Below are 20,029 nucleotides of genomic sequence, written 5' to 3' on the forward strand. Positions count from 1 at the left end.
GTGCCTGTTCAACTCCGGCTTATGTCGTAAAAAGCCAGACACTTGAATCCATACAAAAAAAGGATCCCACTGACCGGATCCTCTTACGCTATTCTCCTTCAATTACCTATTCGATTTGCTTTTCGGTTCAGAACTTAGTCTTTTTCACCCGCATAATGCTGATCATCCAATTCCACCTTTTCTTCTTGCTCGGCAGCCGCTGGTGATGCATTGTGCGTTTGCTTTTTCCTGTTCTGCAGTTCCGTTTTTTCTTTTTCACCCAATTTGAATGAATCGCCTCCGACTTCTTCGAAACGGGCTTCGTAATCTTTATTCACGTATAACAGCAATTTGCCGTCTTCCACTTCTTTGTGATAGGTTTCCGCTTCGTGTTCAGAAAGCTGCATATTTTCAAAAGCCATTTCCATTTGGTTATTGTCAGTCAGAAAAGAGGTGAATCGGTCCATCCAGTTTCCCTGTTCGGCATGGGCATCAATATTTGTCCGCCCTTTAACCATTGATAATTGACCATCTTTTTTAGCCATAATATACATGTCGCTTTCAGAATAACCTTCATCCTTCAGGTTTTCAACCTGACCCATAAGCTCATCTTCGGTTTCATACGTCTCAATAAAGTGCTTATTCAAAGTCACCACTCCTTGAAGCAGAATATCATTCAGTGTTTCATAATGCTGGCTGTCGATGCTTATTCGTTCTTCTTCATTTTCATCAAATAAATAACGCGCAGCAGGAGTATTGCTGTCAGTCAGAAACTGTTCCGGGTCTTCCCTATTGGTTTTATTGAAGAAAAACAAGAGCTCCCCTTCTGAGAGATGTCGATAGAGATCAGCTATTTCCATAGACTTTACATCATCCTCATTTATACAAGAAAAGACATACCTGCTACTGATCAACATGCCAAAACGTCCCATGCCTTTTCCTTCTGCAGCATGATGTCCGATATCGGTACGTGTACGTATTTTCGTTAATTGTTCACTCGACCGCGCAAGCACATACATATCGGATTCAGCATATCCCAATGCTTTCAGCTCTTCGATTCTGCGGAGCACTTCCCGTTCGTCTTGGTAGCTCTCTATGAAATGATGATCCATCTTTTCCACTCCACTCTATAGGGCTACTCTTTTTTACCCCGAGCCAAAAACCTGCAAACTCGCTGCTATTTCGTCTCTAAGATCTCACAGACACGACCAACCTGGCCGTCTTCCAAGCGAACTTTGATGCCATGAGGATGTGTCGCTGAGTTGGTTAAAAGATCTTTGACGACTCCGCTGGTTTTCTTGCCGCTCCGCTGGTCTTGTTTCAGAATCACATTTACCGCCATTCCTGGTTTGATATCGCTTCTTTTCTTACCGTCCATAAATAATCACGCCTTTCTTATCTCTATCATACTCTTTAATCGGGATAATTAAAAAAGGCGGGAATTTCCCGCCTCCTGAATTTTCATTTTTGATCATTGTCATCATTTCGGCGCGTACGGTCTGCGGCGTTTTGAGACAGATGCTCGGTAGAATCGGACATGCTTCGGTCAGCGTCCGGCACATCATTGATTGCCGGGTCTGCAGGAGGCACATCCGATTCCGCCTGATCGTTTGCCGGAAGGCCTTCATCAGAAACATCAATGCTCGCAAGATCATTCATGACAGAATCGGTTTTCCGGACATTTTCCCTTCGTTGTCCCGATTGTCCCATGTCCGCCGCCTCCGGATTGTTGGCATCTGAGTTAAATTCCTTTTCCTGCCAGTCGTTATTACTTTTTTTATCCGTCATCTTCCATTCCTCCAAACCTGTTGAAATTAAAAAACCGCTGAAACCATTATTTTCATCCCACTCCAAATAATTGAAGGCTAAAAGAAAAAGACGGAGAGTCTCCGTCTTTTTTTGTAGGTGCTAAATATTAGAAGCGGTCACGTTTGTCGCGATCACGTCTTCTTTCTTCATCAGTCAAGTTAACATCTTCATCAATGTCAGCTTCTTCACGGCGAACAGTGTCACGGACTGTCTCAGTGTCTTCGACTTTACGTTTTCCGACAACGATTTCTTCGCTGACTACATCATTTTTAGTGACATTGACTCGTTCCTCTGATACTGGAATATTGATATTTTCGTTTTCGTTAAAGCCTTTATCACTCGGATCCGTTGATTTTTCGTCCACTGGACGGCGTTCTACATAAACCTCTTCGCGTTCAACCGGAACATCGACTGAACGTTCTTCCTCAACGACGTGCTTGCCAACATTCACTTCTCCGGTTTTCACTTGTTCTTTGTCAACATGCAGACGTTCTTCGTGCAGACGAAGCTTTTCTTCTTCTGTATGATCTCTGCCCAAAGTTCTGTCATTATCTGTACGGTCACGGTCTAAGTCACGATCCGTATCCGAAAGGTTTGTTCCTGTTGTAGGAGAGCCAAGGCCGAAGCCTGTACCACTGTCGTGTCCAACACCAGCAGTTTCATCATCTCTAACTTTGCGGTCCATCGATTCGCCTTCACCAAGCGCACCGTCTCTTTTATTGTAATAAACATCATTTTCATCATTGGTATCTACAGTCAAACCATCACGTGCGACTGTCCCTGATTCAACATAGCCTGGAGATCTTGAATCTGTAACATCAGATTCTGTTCCAGTTCCAGTTCTGCCGTAAGCCTGATTATCGTATGGCGCTTTTCCTTCATAGTTTGCACCAAATTCACGGTCGACAAACAAGAGGATTTTGCCGTTTTGAACTTCATTGTAATAACGGTCTGACTCGTCTTTGTCGAGACCCATTCCTGAGAATGCTTCGCGAGTAGAATCATCTCCAGACAAGAAGCCCATGAACTTATCCATCCAATTGCCTTCCGATGATTTGTAATCGACGTCTGTACGTCCGCGGACCATTGAAATCTGGTCTTTGTCACGCGCCATTACATACATATCTTCTTCTCTCGATCCTGTTGCTTTCAATTCTTCGATTTTTTGAAGAACTTCTGATTCCGTGTCGAAAGTACCCATAAATTTATTGTTGGCCATTTTTTATTCCTCCAATTTTTATGTTTCTGCTGATAAGATGTATCTACTGTTAGATGTACCCGCACAGCTCATCCTGAAACCTCTTCAGACTTCAATAATACTTTCGACTCATTTCCGGTAGATTCATCCTACATTTCGTTTCCAATGCCTGTGTTCTCGAATTGCTCCTAAAAATTCATCCGTGAATTCTTCCATGTCATCTGTCGCCACTACGCCCGGTTCCTTCCTCATTTCTGCGTTATGCAGCCATTTCTGCCCTTCGTGAGTGGCACCAATTGGTTTATAATGATCAAATGCTTCAGCGATGTAACGCGCTCCTTCTTTTGCGAACTTCTTGCCGATAACAGGGCCGCCAACCGCGTAAATAGCGTCATATAGAACAGGATCAGTCGTCGAGAAAGTTTGATCTACTTTCATTTCAGTTCCATTTGCCCCTTTCAACAACCCTTGCATTTCACTGATGATTTCATGCTGAACGCCTTTTTCCTTAAATGAATCCAGCACATGTTTCAAATCCGTGTCATTGAAATCCGGAGCCAGCAAAATTCCCACTTTTCTGGTCATCGGTGTTTTAATGGTGTTTTCCTGGCTCAGTGCCGGTGAAGTTTTCTCCGGCAGGAAAGCTCCGCCCAGCGGAGCTTCCACTCCTATGTTTTTAGCGATCTGCTGGCTCATTTTTAAATCGGCATTTGCGAACATGTCAACGACTTGTTTGCGGATGGATACTTCTTTACATTTTCCAAGTTCGAAGCTGAATGCTTCAATAATATGTTTCTTTTCCGGCTCTGACATGCTGTTCCAGAACAATGCCGCCTGTGTAAAATGATCATCGAAGCTTTCACTCCGGGCACGGACTTTGCGACCTTCCACTTTTTCCTGGTAATGGCTGAATCCTCCGTCCCTTTCGCTGACCGGCGAAGGCGTATTATTTGCGAGGGAATTATTGTGATATGAAACTTGTCCTTTATTGATCGTCATACGGTTATAGCCGTCCCTCTGATTATTATGGAAAGGGCATACCGGCCGGTTTATCGGAAGTTCATGGAAATTTGGTCCCCCGAGACGGATCAATTGAGTATCGGTATAGGAAAATAATCTTCCCTGCAGTAATGGATCATTTGAAAAATCGATTCCTGGCACCACGTGTCCCGGATGAAATGCGACCTGCTCAGTCTCAGCAAATACATTATCGACATTTCGATTCAGCGTCATTTTTCCAATCACTTGAATCGGAATTTCCTCCTGCGGCCAAATTTTCGTAGCATCCAAAAGATCGAAATCGAATTTATGCTCGTCTTCTTCCGCTACAATTTGTACGCCAAGTTCAAATTCGGGGTAATCGCCATTTTCAATCGCTTCAAATAGGTCTCTGCGGTTGAAATCAGGATCTTTACCTGCGATTTTTTGGGCTTCATCCCAAACAAGCGAATGCACACCAAGAGTCGATTTCCAATTGAATTTAACAAAATGTGATTTGCCTTCCTCATTTACAAAACGGAATGCATGCACACCAAAACCGTCCATCATCCTAAAACTTCTCGGAACCGCTCTGTCTGACATGAGCCACATCACCATATGAGCAGACTCCTGATTATTCGCTACAAAATCCCAAAAAGTATCATGGGCTCCAGAAGCTTGCGGCATCTCGTTGTGCGGCTCTGGTTTAATGGAATGGACGAGGTCGGGAAATTTGATGGCATCCTGGATGAAGAATACAGGAATATTATTAGCCACTAAATCATAATTTCCTTCTTCGGTATAGAATTTAGTCGCAAATCCACGGGCGTCACGTACAGTTTCAGCTGAACCACGCATTCCGGCAACAGTGGAAAATCGGACAAACACCGGTGTTTTCTTACCTTTTTCAGATAAAAATTTCGCTTTGGTCAAATGAGATTGGGATTCATACACTTCGAATTCACCATGAGCTGCATACCCTCTGGCATGAACAACCCTTTCCGGAATACGCTCATGGTCAAAATGCGTCATCTTTTCGCGGAAATGAAAATCTTCCATCAAAGTGGGGCCTCTTACACCCGCTTTTAAGGAATGTTCATCATCCGACACTTTTAAGCCTTGGTTCGTTGTTAAATCCTTTCCTGAGTCATCAGTCCTGAACTCTTCCAACTGCCTGTTTTTCGAGTTTTCATTAACCGCAGGATTTTTCTTCATTTTCCCTCTCCTTTTGTTTTAGTTGTTCTTTTAAAATACCCTGATTACTATAAAGAAAAACGAATTTAACAGAAATATCAGTTAATTATGAATAAAAAATATCCACGGGCCTATTTCAGACCCGTGGATTTCATTAAAATATACTCAAATCCCATTCTTTTGAGATTTGGCGAAGCATCATTGTGCCAGCAGCACTGTTCCCTTGGACATCGATTGCCGGTCCGTAAACGCCGATTCCCGCGCCGGCACGGAATTCATAAGTCTGGGAATGCAATTTGGGCGGAACAGCAGCCATGATGCCGCCGGACACGCCACTTTTAGCCGGTATGCCGACATGCGCCGCAAAATTCCCTGAAGAATTGTACATCCCACAGGTCACCATGAGAACTTTGGCTACTTGTGCAATTTCATCGGAGAAATGCTTAACTTTGGTAATCGGATTGTAGCCGTCATAAGCTATGATCAGTCCGATTAATGCGAGGTCTTTCGTGGAGACTTTGATGGAGCATTGGCGGATGTAAATATCCAGCGCTTCTTCCACTTCGATTTCAAGGAACTTCGCTTCCTTTAGATAATAGGCTAAAGCACGGTTACGATGTGACGCTTTCCATTCAGAATCGTAAACCTCCCGATCCATATCAAGCGGATGTCCGACCAGTTCTTCAAGAAAATGCAGCAGGTATTCATATTTCTTCTGGCTTGTCTGGCCCGGCAGCAAAGCGGAAATAGTGATGGCTCCCGCGTTGATAAAGGGATTAAAAGGTTTGTTCGGACGATGGATTTCAAAAGGGATGATTGAGTTGAAAGCCTCTCCTGTCGGTTCGACGTCGACACGTTCCAATACAAAATCCAAACCATAATGGCAGCTTAACGCAATAAACGTCAAAGCTTTCGAAATGCTTTGCAGTGTAAATTCGATGTCAGTGTCTCCTGCGCAATAATAGTTTCCTTCTTCGTCGAGCATACAAATACCCAGTTTACTCGGATCGGCCTTGCCGAGTTCCGGTATATACTGGGCTGTCGTACCGAGTATCACGTGCCCTCTGTTTTCTTCAACCCATTTTTGTAGTTGCTGTTGTATTTTTGGATTTGTTTGCACACGATCCCTCCTCTATTTTCTACTGTGGTTTCATTGTGCCTGAAAATGGGCTGAAATGCTAAAGAAAAGCGTAAGCGCCCGTTAAGTTCTGAAAGGCATAAGACAGACCAGCGTAGTGGCCTTGGCCACGCAGTCTCGAAAAGCGGAAGTGCCTGTTCAGCTCTGACAGGTATAAGGCGAACCAGCGAAGTGGCGCTCTTTGCCACGCAGCTGGTTTAACTTATATCCCGAAGAGCTAGGCGCTGGAGACTAGACAAAAAAATCCCCCTGCACCCTGCAGGGGGATAGTTTCCCTAAATTTTGCTGTACCAAACTTTGGCCGCTTCGACTTCGGGCATCGTCAGCTGATGGCCTTGGTTTTCCCAGTGGAGCTCTACATCTGCGCCTGCATCCTGCAACAGTTTCTTAAGATCTTCTGATTCCTGGGCCGGGCAGATTGGATCATTTGTTCCAGCAGCGATGAAGACAGGCGTTCCGTTTAACGCAGGCAATTCCGTCTCCCGGTTCGGCACCATTGGATGATGGAGAACCGCCGCTTTCAATGCGTCATCATAAGTGAACAGCAGGTTAGCAGCGATATTCGCTCCGTTCGAGTAGCCGACCGCCACGACGTTCGAGCGGTCAAAACCATATTGTTCGGCGGAATCCGCGATGAATTGATAAAGCTCTTCTGTACGGAGTTTCAAATCCTCCATATCAAAAACGCCTTCAGACAGCCGTTTGAAAAATCTTGGCATGCCGTTTTCCGAGACATTTCCCCGTACACTTAATACAGATGCCTCCGGGTCAATATGTGCAGCAAGCGGCAGCAAATCATTTTCAGTGCCACCTGTTCCGTGCAACAGCAGCAGTACCGGTTTTTCCGGATTGGTGCCGGCTTTAAAGATGTGTTTCATACTAATTACCTCCCGTACGATTTCGTCTTTTAATAAGTTCCCACCTTAAGGGTAAATGAAACTTATCTCGAATTCAAGATATTAACCTTAAGAAAAAACCACTCGCTTTTTTTTTGCGAGTGGCCTTTTCATTACTTCGCTTGTTCCAAAAGGTTTTCCAGATTTTCTTTGGAGAAATGATATTTTTCATTGCAGAAATGGCATTCCGCTTCTGCTTGGCCATCTGTTTCGATCATATCAACAATTTCTTCAGAACCAAGGCTGGTGATGGCATTCGTTATCCGTTCACGTGAACATTGGCAAGTGAATGTGACCGGCATTTCATCCAGTATCTTCACGTTCTCTTTTCCAAGAACTTCATGAAGAATATCTTCCGGCGTCATTCCTTCACTGATCATTTTCGAAATTGTCGGTATCGCAGACAACCGCTCTTCTATCTTCACAATAATATCCTCGGAAGTTCCCGGCATCAATTGAATGATAAAGCCGCCTGAAGCCAAAATCGTATTGTCCGGATTGACGATGACACCTACCCCAACCGATGAAGGCACCTGCTCGGATGTAACGATATAATGCGTAAAGTCTTCACCGATTTCACCAGACACGATCGGCACCTGGCCGATGAACGGCTGAAGCAATCCGATGTCTTTGGAAACAGATAACGTTCCTTCTGTTCCGACTGCCCGGCGTACGTCGAGTTTGCCGATTTCATTCAAGTCGAAATGAGTCTGTGGTTTGGATACATAGCCTCTCACTTCGCCTTTAGCGTTGGCATCAACCAGAATGTTTCCGATTGGACCGCCGCCGTTGATGCTGATCGTCAATTTTTCTTCGCCTTTCATCATGGCGCCCATCATGACACTTGCTGTCATCGAGCGGCCAAGTGCTGCCGAGGCGGTTGGCCATGTATAATGACGTCGCTGTGCTTCACTTACCGTTTCTGTCGTTTTTGCTGCATATGCGCGAACCTGGCCATCGAAGGCCAGGGCTTTAATTAGATAATCTCCCATTTTTTCTCCCTCTCATCTAAAGTATCCTGCTCTCTTACTGCACCGGACACTATGTTGATTCATTTAACAATACAAGCGTAAAGTTTTGCTTCATATAGATTAAAACCTCTGCAAATAAAAGTAAATAAATCTGCTTGCAAGAAAAGCGACGGCACCCGTTTAGCCCCGACAAGCGCTGGAGGGCTTGCCGGTAATGGCGTTCTTTGCCATTGTTGGCAAGACCGAAGCGACTCGAGGGGCTGGGCCGCTGGAGTCTGGACACTAGAAAAGCGAGAGCGCCCGTTAAGCTCTGAAAGGCATAAGACGGAACAGCGTAGTGGCCTTGTCCACGCAGCTGGGCTGGCTTATGACCCGAAGAGCTGGGTCGCTGGAGTCTGGACAAAGAAAAGCGCACAAAAAGCCATCCGCACATTGCGGATGGCTTCACTTTAAAAGAAACCTGTCAGCGCGCCGTAAGCAAGCGCCATCAGAATTACATAAGCCGGATGCATTTTCCGGATTTCCAGCAGCCAATAACTGATGACAACCAGCACAATCGTCTGGATGCTGCCGGAAGTATCATAAGAGGTCATAAAGAATTGAAGTGCCATGGCTCCAAGCAGCACCGCTATAACGGGTCGTATCATCTTGGTGATATTCTTCACTTTAGGTGAATCCTTGTATTTCAGCAGGGTCACCATCAGGGCAATCATCAAAATCAATGAAGGCGCGACCGAAGCGAAAAGCGCAACTGCCGATCCGAGAATGCCGCCTTCCGTATAACCGATATAACCGGCCATTTTGGTCGCAACGGGTCCGGGAAGCGCATTGCCCAGCGCCAATACCTCTCCAAATTCCTGTGTAGTCATCCAGCCATAACGGTCCACCACTTCTTTTTCCACCAATGGAATCGAAGCAGGGCCGCCGCCGTATCCCAATATCCCTGGAATAAAGAAGGCCATAAATATTTGCCAATAAATCATTTCGGCTCACCAGCCTTCTTCAAAGGGAGAAATACCAGCACAAGGATTACAATAATGAGAATTGCCGGATGGATGCCAAGCACTTCCATCAGTATTATGGAAACGACCGTATAAATTACGGCTCGCAGCCAGCCGAGGGAATCTTTTGATTTCTTCAGAAAATCCAGTGTAAGAATTGCAAGCATTACACCCACCACCGGCACAACAGCCTCTGACATGCCATCAACCCATGCCACATCTTTGTATTGCTGCAAGACTCCTAAAAGGACGATCATCAGAATCACTGTCGGCACAACAGAAGCAAACAAAGATACAAGACAGCCCCAAATGCCGTTTACACGATAACCGATATATCCAGCCATTTTTGTAGCAAGCGGCCCCGGCATCGTATTTGCCAAAGCCAGGGTATCTCCGAATTCATCACTGGTCATCCATTTATATTTTTTTACAGCTTCCTGTTCGAATAATGGAATAGCTGAAGGGCCTCCGCCGAAACCCAACATACCTACACGAAAAAAAGCAGCGAACAGATCGGCATTCTTACTCACAAACAAGACCCTCCTTTCTTTATATTACTTCTACCAAACTGCAATGGCGCCGTCTGTCCGTGATTCCGTTCCTCCTGCTAAAACACCGGTTTCCGGATTGCGCCAGATAATCTGGCCACGTCCGAAACTGCCGCCATCTGCCGCAACTTGAATTGTATGCCCTTTTCTGGCTAAAGCCTGAGCCAAATAATTCGGAAATTCCGGTTCAACCAAAACAATTTTGCCTTCCATCCATTGCCAGCGAGGCGCATCGAGTGCGGCCTGCGGATTCAACAAGTAATCGATGGTGTTCGTCACAACCTGGAAATGTCCCTGTGGCTGCATATATCCGCCCATAACGCCAAAAGGTCCGACCGCTTTGCCGTCTTTTGTCAGGAAACCGGGAATGATTGTATGGAACGTCTTTTTGCCGCCCTTCAAAACATTCGGATGGCTCTCATCCAATGAAAAATCTGCTCCTCGATTTTGCATGCCGATGCCTGTTCCCGGAATCACGATGCCGGAACCGAAGCCCATATAATTGCTTTGGATATACGAAATCATATTGCCTTCTTCATCCGCCGCAGCCAAATACACCGTGCCGCCTTTCGGCAATTCGTAAGGTTCGGGATCTGATGCCGTTTCACCAATTGTCTGACTGCGTGTTTCCGCATATTCTTCGGATAACAGATGTTCGGCGCTGACCGGCATAGCTTCAGGTTCAGTGATAAATGCTTTGCCGTCCGTAAACGCCAGTTTCATCGATTCGATTTGCTCATGCATCGTTTCAGCTGATTGCCACTTTGGCTCCTTCATTTTTTTAAAGATATTCAAAGCCATCAATGCAACCATGCCTTGTCCATTCGGTGGAATCTCCCAAACATCGTAGCCTTTATAATGTGCGGAAATCGGTTCAACCCATTCAGGCTGATAGGCTGCGAGATCCTCTTTCGTCAAAAAGCCGCCATGCTGTTTCATATATGTATCGATTTTTTCAGCAATCGCTCCTTCATAAAAAGAACGTGCATCAGTTTCTCCTATTTCTTTTAACGTAGATGCATGACCCGGCGACGACCACATCTCACCAATTGCAGGAATTTTGCCGCCAGGCGCAAATGTATCGAACCATGCCTGATATTCTTCCGAAGTGAAGTTTTTCTTGAAACTCGTATAAGCAGCTTTCCAATACTTCCCGAGAATCGGTGTCAGCGGATAACCGTCTTCTGCATAACGGATTGCCGGTTTCAATGTTTCCGCGAGCGAGATTTTGCCGAACTTCTGTGATAATTCCGCCCAAGCTGCAGGGACTCCCGGAACCGTAATCGGCACCACTCCATGCACAGGCATCTTTTTATGGCCCATCGCTTTTACTGCTTCTGCAGAAATGCTTTTAGGCGCAGGTCCTGAACTGTTCAGGCCGTGGAGTTTATCTTTTACCCATACCAGCGCAAACGCGTCCCCACCTATGCCATTTGAAGTCGGTTCCACAACCGTCAATGCCGCAGCTGCCGCAATGGCCGCGTCAATCGCATTGCCGCCTTTTTGCATAATCTCCAATCCTGCTTGGGCTGCCAGCGGCTGAGAAGTGGCCACCATTCCTTTTTTCGAAAATACGGTATGCCTTTTGGATGCAAACGGATGATTCAGATAATCCACAATTATTCCTCCAGTTCTATGTTTGAATTTCGTTTTTTAAGAGTTGTACAGAAAATGCCCGGCGCAACTTCAAAATCCTCTGTCTCAATGAAGCCGAAACTGGTATAAAGATTTTTTGCCGGTTTATTCATCTTCCCGGTGCTGACGATGAATTCCAGTCCTTCAAATTTATTCATCAAAGACCCCAAAAGTTGTCTTCCGATTCCTCTTCGAAATTGCTTTGGATCCACTACCAGGCGATGGATATCTATTATATTGCCTTCTTCTTTGTAAGAAATGAAACCCATTAGCCGGTCTTGTTCGATATAACCCCAAAAAGTCTCCCCGCTATTCTGAATTTCCAAGATGGATTCATTCAGCTGCGGAATCCCTCTGAACCCCATTAAATCCGCTTCCACCAGATAAGCGGGACGCTGAATTCGCTGGATTGACTTAGCTGTATATTCATTGCGGTGATTTACTTCACGAATCAATTACTGTCACCTCTTTAATAGTAGCATAATTCAAAAAAATGGAGAGAGGGCATATTCCTTTCCCTCTCTCAATCGTTTTGTCCGCTCGAAGGGTTCAACCTATTTTGCGGATGAGCTCCGCTTTATTATTCTTAGGCGAATTCACTTCTTCCGACACCTGATAGGCTTCCAATTCCCCATCATCATATGGCTTCAGTACACTTTCCAGCAATTCAATGTCCTGAACATTGGGGTCCAGCCAGATTTTTTCCGCTTCCTTGGATAAAATGACCGGCATGCGATCATGGATTGATGCCATCACATCATTCGGTTTGGTAGTCAAAATCGAACAGGTATGGATAGGCTCTCCTTCGGGAGATTGCCAAGATTCCCAAAGGCCGGCGAATGCAAAAGGTTCATCTGACTTCATCTTAATCAGCATAGGCGTCTTGCCTGTTTCTTCTTTTCTCCATTCATAAAAAGAATCGGCAATAATAAGGCATCGTTTTTTCTTAAAAGCATTGCGGTAACTCGGCTTTTCTGCTGCAGTTTCCGCCCTTGCATTAATCATCTTATATCCTATCTTCGCATCTTTTGCCCATGGTGGAATTAGCCCCCACTTCAGTTTGCCCAAGCGGTTTTTATTTCCGTCGCTGACAACTGCCGCAATTTGCTGGGAGGGTGCAATATTATAACTTGGTTCATATTCATCTTCATCAAACGATGCCTGTTCGATATCAAAACGTTCCAGTATAACCTTGTAATCTGCATATAATGCAAATCTTCCGCACATGATTCTCACCCTTTCGCCATTATTGTATCTTGTTTTCTGACAAATTGACAAATCCCTGTACCTGAAGGGTTTAAGCGCCTATCAATAGACATTTACACCATCGGACAGCAGCTATATTTCTTTATAAAACCATTGAAGATTTCAGCATAATTTTATCACAGAATCACTTATGCATTATGAAAATTCAGATTATTTTACATTAATTGTTAATGTTCTGCTGATTTTTTCTTGAATGCTTTCAATATAGAGGGTTCTAAACCCTTTCCTAAGGAAAGAGTGTTATAATAGGTATACAAAGATTTTTGTAAGGAGGAATAACATGGCTACTGCACGAGAAATGAGTCTGGTCAATAAAGATTTTTTGGTAGAAGAACTCGGGCTGAAGCAACAAGGCAATTCGGCTGTATTTACAAATGAGGATACATTTGTATTATCCCCGTCAGTCCAGCGATATGAAAAAGGATTTGACGTCAGCGATTTTACATTGGCGAAATACGATCCGGAAAAACAACAGGGATTTCTGATAGTCCGCTATATGGATACCTTTCTCATGGCCAAGCTTGAAAGCTTCATTGATAAAATGATGCCTCCTGAGCTGAAAATCACGAAGAAAAACACAAAACCGCATTGGAAATTTACTGTAGCCGAAAATCCGGCTTACCATATTGTCAATACACAGAATAAAGAATTGCGCTACCGTTTACAGGAACCATCGAAAAAGCAAATCATCTCTTTCTTCAAAAAAATGTAAAAAGACAGTTCCCGGCTTTAACGGGGACTGTCTTTATTTTTATTCTTTTTCATTTTCGCGGATAGGAACCTTTTCATCGCCTATGCCGGTATTGCTGTGAGCCCCTTCTTTCCGAAGCTCTTCCCCGTCACGCTTTTCAGAATCTTTGCCGCCAAAACTCCCATGGTTCTGACCGCCTCTTCGCGTGCTTCTGTTCTCCTGTTCACGATCGGAAAATTCCTGCTTGCTCATGCTGATTCCTCCTTAGAAGATTGTCTTACCTACCTCTTTCCCTATTCGCATCAAAGAAAACACAAAGCTCTTTGAAGATTGACGATTAATTCAGCTCAATAGAATTATTGCTGTTTTTTCAATAGTAAAAGCCAAAAGCCGCCATTCCGAAATAGACTGAAAACAACGACAAGACTGCGAAAATGACAGATTCCGCTGCGCTTCCGGTTTTGGTGGTCAGTGGCAGACGCACTGTGATTTTAAAAGGGAAAAATAATTTGATGCCTTTTTTGGTGGCCATATCCAATAAAAGATGGCTCGCCATCCCTGCCAATAGACCGGCTGAGATTGCTTCATTCGGCAAAAAGGCATTAAACAGTACCGCCGCCAGCAGGAGAAACATGAGGCTGTGGGTGAATGTCCGATGGCCGAAAAGTGTATTGACGATTTTCGAAACAACTGGAAAAGTTCGGCCGATTTTGCTCCCTCCATGGCAGATATCCGGTATCACCGCTCCTACCGCTCCCGCACCAATAAGGAGCACCGGTTCATAGTTTGTGATTTGTGCGAATGCAAGACTTGCTGCGATGCCGCCAATGATGTGTGTTTTACCTGTCATGCTGACTCCCCTTCTCTATATGTACTCTTTTATTATACTGAAAATAGGGTATGGTGAAGATATAGAATTATAGAAAAAGGAGTTTTAGTTATGGGAATCCACGCATTTTTTAACTCATTAAACGATTTGGAACGTATCATCCGGGCTCCCGGAAGATTTAAATTTGAAGAACATAATGTTGCCGCTCACTCGTGGAAGGTCAGCCAGTATGCCATGTTCTTCGCCACGATCGAAGAACGCGCCGGACGCGAGATTGATTGGAAATCACTTTACGAAAAAACAATCAATCACGACTTCGCTGAAGTCTTTATCGGTGACATTAAAACACCGGTTAAACACTCTTCCCCTGAGCTTAAGGAAATGATTGCCAAGGTTGAAGAAGGAATGATGGAAAAATTCATCACCCGTGAGATTCCGGAAGAATTTCAGCAGGTATTTTTCGATCGCATGAAAGAAGGCAAAGATGAAACAATTGAAGGCCGGCTGCTTGAACTTGCGGATAAACTGGATCAATTCTATGAATCCTTCAATGAAATGAAGCGCGGCAATGCCGACCCTGAATTCGCTAAAATGTATCGCATTGCTTTGACAAAACTGCTTAATATCCCGCTCGAAGCCAGCGTCAGCTATTTTAAAAATATCCTTCTTGAAGATGTCATCAACGAAGACAGCGTGATGGATGTTAAATCGATTACGCTGCAGGTACTTGAGCGCCACAAGCATTCACCATATATTTCATAATCACACTGTGGTAAATTAGATATAGAAAAGCGACAGCGCCCGTTCAGCTCTGAAAGGCATAAGATGGAACAGCGAAGTGGCGCCAGCCACACAGCTGGACCGGCTTATGACCCGAAGAGCTGGGCCGCTGGAGTCTGGACAACAGAAAAGCGACAGCGCCCGTTCAGCTCTGAAAGGCATAAGATGGAACAGTGAAGTGGCGCCAGCCACACAGCTGGACCGGCTTATGACCCGAAGAGCTGGGCCGCTGGAGTCTGGACAGCTACTCACATATTCAAAAAAGATGCAGGCTAAAAATCTTTATTTTTTTAAACATGTACAAATTAACCCGGAGGTGAATCCCTTAGTTAAGGGAATTTATTGGACCCCATACTTTTAGTGAATTCAGCGTTATTCGTTTTATTAATTTTATTTACTGCCGTATTTGTAGGAGCAGAATTTGCCGTAGTGAAAGTCCGGATGTCGCGCATCGACCAGCTGATTGATGAAGGAAATAAGCGGGCCGGGATTGCGAAAAAAATTTTGGACGATCTCGACTATTACCTGTCTGCATGCCAGCTCGGGATTACGATGACGGCGCTTGGACTTGGCTGGCTCGGCAAACCGGCTGTTGAACAGCTGATTCTCCCATTATTCAGGGATTTCGGTTTGGCTTCTACATCCGCTTTGATCATCTCCTTTATCCTGGCTTTCTCATTAGTGACTTTTCTCCATGTAGTCATCGGTGAAATGACGCCAAAATCACTCGCACTGCATTCAGCTGAGCGCATGACACTCACGCTTGCGCCTGTACTTTATGCATTCGGAAAAGTGATGGCGCCATTCATCTTCGTGATGACGGGTGCTTCAAGGCTGCTGCTTCGCATTTTCGGCATACAGCCGGCTCAGGCGGAGCAAGGACATTCCGAAGAAGAATTAAAGATCATTATGGCGCAAAGTTTTCAAAGCGGCGAGATCAATCAAACAGAGCTCTCCTATATGCAGAATATCTTTGCTTTTGATGAACGCAGTGCAAAAGATGTAATGGTGCCGCGTACCCAAATGATCGCTTTTCCCGATTCTCTGAGTTCAGAGGAATTATTGGAAGAAATACGCGAGCACCGTTTTACGCGTTACCCGATTGCCCGCGACGGGGATAAAGATGATCTGATCGGCTTCATCAATGCCAAGGAAGTCCTCACTCATTATGCAGTCAATGGATCAGTCCAAATGACAGAGCTTATTCATGGCTTACCGTATTTTCATGAAACGACTCCTCTTCAGACAGCTTTAGTGAAGATGCAGAAAGACCGTACACACATCGCTCTCGTAATCGACGAATATGGCGGAACTTCCGGTTTGATTACAATGGAAGATATTCTGGAAGAAATCGTCGGGGAGATCAGGGACGAGTTTGATGAGGATGAGGAAGCGGATATTATTAAAGAAAACGACAACCGCTATTTATTGAACGGCAGGGTACTGCTGAAAGATCTTGAGGAACGCTTCGGCATTGAGTTTGACGACAGTGAGGATATTGATACGATTGCCGGCTGGGTTCAGCATCAGCTGATTGAAGCTGAAACCGGCAGCACATTCGAAATCAATGGCTTCCGCTGGTCCATATTAAAAATGGAAAACCATCATATCCTGAAGATTTCGCTTGATATTTTAGGTGATTGATGAAAGAAAACAGATAAAGCAGTGAAAGGAAGCAGCCCGCTTTCCTTTTACTGCTTTTTTGCACGGATAATATCTTCCTGTCGATTTATACTGTATTCAACATCCATATTAGTGAACCCGACCGTGGTTTTTCTTCCTCATTCTTCTTAATTATACTTCTTTAGGATTAAACTATAGTTCCAGCGGGCATACAAAAGATAAGGAAATTAAAAAATTGGAGGTTGAAGATATGGGAAAAGCTAAATCCTACGGCAAAGAATTCGGGGCAAAGTTTAAAGAAGACAACGCCACGATCCTTGCAGCAGCACAGGCTTATTATTATTTACTAGCTATCGTGCCATTATTGATCCTGCTGCTGGCAATTCTGCCGTATCTGCAAATCGAACCGCAGCGCGTCATGGACTTTATGGGAACAATTCTTCCCGGCGAAGTAGCATCTACATTTGAAGAGCAAATCGTCAGTGTTGTCACGACACCATCAGGTGGTCTATTGACATTCGGTATTTTGGGTACGTTATGGTCTGCCTCAAACGCAGTCAGCGCATTTATCAAAGCGACCAACGAAGCATACGACGTTGAAGAGACAAGATCATTCTTCGCACAGAAAGGCATCGCAATCCTTCTGACTTTGTTCATGCTGGTTGCTGTCATCATAGCGCTGGTATTGCCGATTTTTGGCGGAACAATTATTGACATGATCAGTTCATTCATGAACTTGCCGTCGCAAACTGAAATAATATTCCAGGTTCTTCGCTGGGTTATTTCCATTGCGGTAATGAGTATCGTATTGGCGATTATGTACAAAATCGCACCGAATAAACACTTCCCGTTCAAAGAGGTTATTATCGGTGCATTGATAGCCACGATTTTATGGCAGCTTGTATCTCTTGCATTCTCATTCTACGTATCTAATTTCGGCAGTTACAGCGCCACATATGGCAGTCTGGGCGGTTTGATCGTCTTGATCCTGTGGTTCTTCCTGACTGGTCTGATCCTGGTGATCGGCGCTGAAATCAACGCCATCATCCATAAACACAAAAATACGAAGAATGCTCCTGCTAAAGTAAATTGATAGTAAGAAAGCGCACTGCCGTATGCAATTGCATACGGCAGTGCGCTTTTCTGTGTCCTGTACTTTTAGTCAATCCGGCAAATGCGCAATAAAGTTCCGGTAAGCAAAACCTTCCACTTCTGTTTCCGAATAATGCTTCTGCAGTTCATTGATCAGTGTCGGATAGTCGCCGGCGTTTTTCAAACCGTCCGTAAACAGTTTAATGCCATCGAAATCCGAGCCGAAACCAATGTGTTCCGCTCCACCCAGGGAACAAAAATGATCGATATGACGGATTAAATCCGAAATTTTAGCCTGCTCACTGTTTGCATTGATAAACGAAGGGAAGAAGACGACGCTTATCATCGCTTTTCTATTAAACATGGCCATAGCCTGCTCATCAGTCAAATTTCTCGCATGGTCGCATAAGGCGCGAGCATTCGAATGGCTGGCAACCGGGAAATCCGCCAGTTCCATTACATCCCAGAAAGCCTTCTCCGACAAATGCGAGACATCCGTAAGAATCCTGTTTTCATTATTTGTGCGCACAACATCTTTACCGAGCAATGTTAGTCCAGCGCCTCTTGGTTCACCGGCACCATCTGCGCAGAGATTTGCATAATTCCACGTCAGACCGACAGACAAGACGCCTAAGCGAAAGAGATGGCGCAGCTTGGCAAGATCATTGCCGATTGGCTCTGCGCCTTCAAGCGTCAGCACCGCACCGATTTCATCAGCTTCAAGCTTGTGGATGTCCTGCCACCTTTGTATGTGGCGCATCTGCGGGTTCTTGCCGATTACTTCTGAATGGAAGAGATCGACCTGCTCGAGTGCATGCTGCCACTTTTCATCAGAAGGCAATTCCGGATGAAGAAAAATCGCAAAGAACTGGACTTTAACGCCTCCTGCCTGCAGCCGATGGAAATTGGCATCCAACTCTTCTGCATCGGTGAAATCTAAAAGCGGCTTGCGGTAAAGTGAATCTCTTTTCGCCACTTGCATCTTAAACAAAGCATCGCAGTGCATATCTATGATTTTCACTTTACCCACTCCTCTCTTTTTAAAATTAGAATTTCACCCTTCCCAAGCGATTTCCGTTGAATAAATGAGACTGTCCCCCACAAAAATTCGGCATTTTGTATAAAAGCAGCTTAATCCCAATGAAACCTTTATTTCCTGAAATTCTCCGTTCTCATCCCGCAGTTTCCCAAATAAGCGGGAACTGAACGTAAACCCGGGCTGATCATCCTGGAGAACACCATCGACCCATAATTTTTTCTGATCCCAGGTACTTTCTATCCGAATACGATGTGAAGAATGTTTGATTTCCCATATATCTTTCATCGTAACGCCTCCGTTTCATCTGATAGTGACAGTATAGCAAATAATCGGAATCGTTTCTTCATTGGAACAGCCGGCGTCGTCAGAATGAAATCGTTTAAAAACGAAAAAAAACAACCCTCCAATTAAAAAGGGTTGCTTTTCCTGTCCAGACTCCGGCGACCCAGCTCTTCGAGTCATAAGCCATATCAGCTGCCGTGGCTAACGACGCCACTCTGCTGATCCGTCTTATGCTTGTCAGAGCTAAACGGGTGCCGTCGCTTTTCAGCCTAAATCGACATTATGGTAAACCTGTTGGACATCTTCCAAATCCTCGATGGCATCAATCATTTTTTCAAATTGCGCCTGCGCGTCTTCTGGCAATTCCACATCATTCTGCGCCATCATCGTCAGCTCCGCTACAGTGAAATCAGTAATGCCTGCTTGCTTGAAGGCTTCCTGCACCAAATGGAACTGGTCCGGCTCAGCATAAACGATGACCGCGTCTTCTTCTTCGATGACATCGCGAACATCAATATCCGCTTCCATCATCATTTCGAGCACTTCATCAGCCGTCTTCTGTCCTTCAATTCCGATAACCGCCGTAGGATCGAACATATAAGCGACAGAACCGCTGACACCCATATTGCCTCCGTTTTTACCGAAAGCTGCACGTACATCCGATGCTGTACGGTTAACATTATTCGTCAATGTATCGACGATGACCATTGAACCGTTCGGCCCGAATCCTTCATAGCGAAGTTCGTCGTAACTTTCTTCCGATCCGCCTTTGGCTTTTTCAATCGCCCGGTCAATGATCGCTTTTGGCACACTGTATGTTTTAGCACGCTCCAATACGACTTTCAACGCCTGGTTCGATTCCGGATCCGGCTCGCCCTGTTTGGCGGCTACATAAATTTCCCGTCCGAATTTCGCATAAATACGGCTTGTGTTGGCGTCTTTTGATGCTTTTTTCTCTTTAATATTATTCCACTTGCGTCCCATACTGTTTCCCACTTTCTTTCAACTTGGAATGTGAAGAACGTTCACTCCTTCTATTATATAATAAAACCCGCCGTATATTCGAGCTATACAGCAGGA

The 20,029-nt window shown here is 44.8% G+C and carries 23 protein-coding genes; 5 read left to right on the forward strand and 18 right to left on the reverse strand.

Annotated elements, in window-relative coordinates; all coding sequences use genetic code 11:
- Positions 1 to 134: 134 nt before the first annotated feature.
- The 13 genes from AC2Q9J_RS10415 to AC2Q9J_RS10475 all read right to left on the reverse strand — a co-directional run bounded on the left by AC2Q9J_RS10415 (position 135) and on the right by AC2Q9J_RS10475 (position 12,574).
- Positions 135 to 1,091, reverse strand: coding sequence for a general stress protein (locus AC2Q9J_RS10415; protein ID WP_499039636.1), 957 nt, complete (start codon positions 1,089 to 1,091; stop codon positions 135 to 137).
- A gap of 65 nt (positions 1,092 to 1,156) precedes the next feature.
- On the reverse strand, positions 1,157 to 1,357 hold the full coding sequence (locus tag AC2Q9J_RS10420; RefSeq protein WP_499039638.1) for a YwbE family protein: 201 nt from the start codon (positions 1,355 to 1,357) through the stop codon (positions 1,157 to 1,159).
- Positions 1,358 to 1,440: 83 nt separating this feature from the next.
- Positions 1,441 to 1,767, reverse strand: a complete 327-nt coding sequence (locus AC2Q9J_RS10425) for a hypothetical protein (RefSeq protein ID WP_499039640.1) — start codon at positions 1,765 to 1,767, stop codon at positions 1,441 to 1,443.
- 127 nt (positions 1,768 to 1,894) lie between these two features.
- Positions 1,895 to 3,007, reverse strand: a complete 1,113-nt coding sequence (locus tag AC2Q9J_RS10430) for a YsnF/AvaK domain-containing protein (protein ID WP_499039642.1) — start codon at positions 3,005 to 3,007, stop codon at positions 1,895 to 1,897.
- A gap of 123 nt (positions 3,008 to 3,130) precedes the next feature.
- Entirely contained in the window at positions 3,131 to 5,179 is a 2,049-nt protein-coding gene (locus tag AC2Q9J_RS10435; RefSeq protein ID WP_499039643.1) for a catalase, read from the reverse strand.
- Positions 5,180 to 5,312: 133 nt separating this feature from the next.
- Complete coding sequence (locus tag AC2Q9J_RS10440; protein WP_499039645.1) at positions 5,313 to 6,278, reverse strand: glutaminase; 966 nt, start codon at positions 6,276 to 6,278, stop codon at positions 5,313 to 5,315.
- A gap of 293 nt (positions 6,279 to 6,571) precedes the next feature.
- Complete coding sequence (locus tag AC2Q9J_RS10445; protein ID WP_499039647.1) at positions 6,572 to 7,174, reverse strand: alpha/beta hydrolase; 603 nt, start codon at positions 7,172 to 7,174, stop codon at positions 6,572 to 6,574.
- A gap of 131 nt (positions 7,175 to 7,305) precedes the next feature.
- Positions 7,306 to 8,184, reverse strand: a complete 879-nt coding sequence (gene hslO / locus AC2Q9J_RS10450) for an Hsp33 family molecular chaperone HslO (protein ID WP_499039649.1) — start codon at positions 8,182 to 8,184, stop codon at positions 7,306 to 7,308.
- A 428-nt stretch (positions 8,185 to 8,612) separates the two neighbouring features.
- Positions 8,613 to 9,146: a chromate transporter gene (locus AC2Q9J_RS10455; protein ID WP_499039651.1), complete on the reverse strand. Its 534-nt coding sequence runs from the start codon at positions 9,144 to 9,146 to the stop codon at positions 8,613 to 8,615.
- On the reverse strand, positions 9,143 to 9,694 hold the full coding sequence (locus AC2Q9J_RS10460) for a chromate transporter (protein ID WP_499039653.1): 552 nt from the start codon (positions 9,692 to 9,694) through the stop codon (positions 9,143 to 9,145). Before AC2Q9J_RS10460 ends, AC2Q9J_RS10455 begins: the two co-directional genes overlap by 4 nt.
- A gap of 30 nt (positions 9,695 to 9,724) precedes the next feature.
- Positions 9,725 to 11,329 carry a gamma-glutamyltransferase family protein gene (locus AC2Q9J_RS10465; protein WP_499039655.1) on the reverse strand — a complete coding sequence of 535 codons (1,605 nt, stop codon included), beginning with the start codon at positions 11,327 to 11,329 and terminating at the stop codon, positions 9,725 to 9,727.
- Positions 11,330 to 11,331: 2 nt separating this feature from the next.
- On the reverse strand, positions 11,332 to 11,802 hold the full coding sequence (locus AC2Q9J_RS10470) for a GNAT family N-acetyltransferase (RefSeq protein WP_499039657.1): 471 nt from the start codon (positions 11,800 to 11,802) through the stop codon (positions 11,332 to 11,334).
- Between the two features lie 94 nt (positions 11,803 to 11,896).
- Positions 11,897 to 12,574 (reverse strand): SOS response-associated peptidase, encoded by a 678-nt coding sequence (locus AC2Q9J_RS10475; RefSeq protein ID WP_499039659.1) that lies wholly within the window; start codon positions 12,572 to 12,574, stop codon positions 11,897 to 11,899.
- 319 nt (positions 12,575 to 12,893) lie between these two features.
- On the opposite strand from AC2Q9J_RS10475, the gene AC2Q9J_RS10480 reads away from it, so the two are divergent.
- Positions 12,894 to 13,325: a hypothetical protein gene (locus AC2Q9J_RS10480; protein ID WP_499039661.1), complete on the forward strand. Its 432-nt coding sequence runs from the start codon at positions 12,894 to 12,896 to the stop codon at positions 13,323 to 13,325.
- A 39-nt stretch (positions 13,326 to 13,364) separates the two neighbouring features.
- On the opposite strand, the gene AC2Q9J_RS10485 is transcribed toward AC2Q9J_RS10480, so the two are convergent.
- Both AC2Q9J_RS10485 and AC2Q9J_RS10490 read right to left on the reverse strand, forming a co-directional pair.
- On the reverse strand, positions 13,365 to 13,556 hold the full coding sequence (locus AC2Q9J_RS10485; protein WP_499039663.1) for a hypothetical protein: 192 nt from the start codon (positions 13,554 to 13,556) through the stop codon (positions 13,365 to 13,367).
- A gap of 118 nt (positions 13,557 to 13,674) precedes the next feature.
- Entirely contained in the window at positions 13,675 to 14,154 is a 480-nt protein-coding gene (locus AC2Q9J_RS10490; protein ID WP_499039665.1) for a metal-dependent hydrolase, read from the reverse strand.
- A gap of 90 nt (positions 14,155 to 14,244) precedes the next feature.
- Between AC2Q9J_RS10490 and AC2Q9J_RS10495 the strand changes: the two genes are divergently transcribed.
- From AC2Q9J_RS10495 to AC2Q9J_RS10510, 4 genes are all read left to right on the forward strand, one after another.
- A complete protein-coding gene (locus tag AC2Q9J_RS10495) occupies positions 14,245 to 14,895 on the forward strand; it encodes a YfbR-like 5'-deoxynucleotidase (protein ID WP_499039667.1) in 651 nt (216 codons plus the stop codon).
- A 63-nt stretch (positions 14,896 to 14,958) separates the two neighbouring features.
- Positions 14,959 to 15,090, forward strand: a complete 132-nt coding sequence (locus tag AC2Q9J_RS10500) for a hypothetical protein (protein ID WP_499039669.1) — start codon at positions 14,959 to 14,961, stop codon at positions 15,088 to 15,090.
- 165 nt (positions 15,091 to 15,255) lie between these two features.
- A complete protein-coding gene (locus AC2Q9J_RS10505) occupies positions 15,256 to 16,557 on the forward strand; it encodes a hemolysin family protein (protein WP_499039671.1) in 1,302 nt (433 codons plus the stop codon).
- A 229-nt stretch (positions 16,558 to 16,786) separates the two neighbouring features.
- Positions 16,787 to 17,629 carry a YihY/virulence factor BrkB family protein gene (locus AC2Q9J_RS10510; RefSeq protein ID WP_499039673.1) on the forward strand — a complete coding sequence of 281 codons (843 nt, stop codon included), beginning with the start codon at positions 16,787 to 16,789 and terminating at the stop codon, positions 17,627 to 17,629.
- Positions 17,630 to 17,698: 69 nt separating this feature from the next.
- On the opposite strand, the gene AC2Q9J_RS10515 is transcribed toward AC2Q9J_RS10510, so the two are convergent.
- The 3 genes from AC2Q9J_RS10515 to AC2Q9J_RS10525 all read right to left on the reverse strand — a co-directional run bounded on the left by AC2Q9J_RS10515 (position 17,699) and on the right by AC2Q9J_RS10525 (position 19,933).
- Positions 17,699 to 18,649: a dipeptidase gene (locus AC2Q9J_RS10515; RefSeq protein WP_499039674.1), complete on the reverse strand. Its 951-nt coding sequence runs from the start codon at positions 18,647 to 18,649 to the stop codon at positions 17,699 to 17,701.
- A 33-nt stretch (positions 18,650 to 18,682) separates the two neighbouring features.
- Positions 18,683 to 18,952 carry a hypothetical protein gene (locus AC2Q9J_RS10520; RefSeq protein ID WP_499039676.1) on the reverse strand — a complete coding sequence of 90 codons (270 nt, stop codon included), beginning with the start codon at positions 18,950 to 18,952 and terminating at the stop codon, positions 18,683 to 18,685.
- 261 nt (positions 18,953 to 19,213) lie between these two features.
- Positions 19,214 to 19,933: a YebC/PmpR family DNA-binding transcriptional regulator gene (locus AC2Q9J_RS10525; protein WP_499039678.1), complete on the reverse strand. Its 720-nt coding sequence runs from the start codon at positions 19,931 to 19,933 to the stop codon at positions 19,214 to 19,216.
- Between the last annotated feature and the right edge of the window lie 96 nt (positions 19,934 to 20,029).

It is taken from the genome of Planococcus sp. RAB007_Raresut (assembly GCF_057369535.1).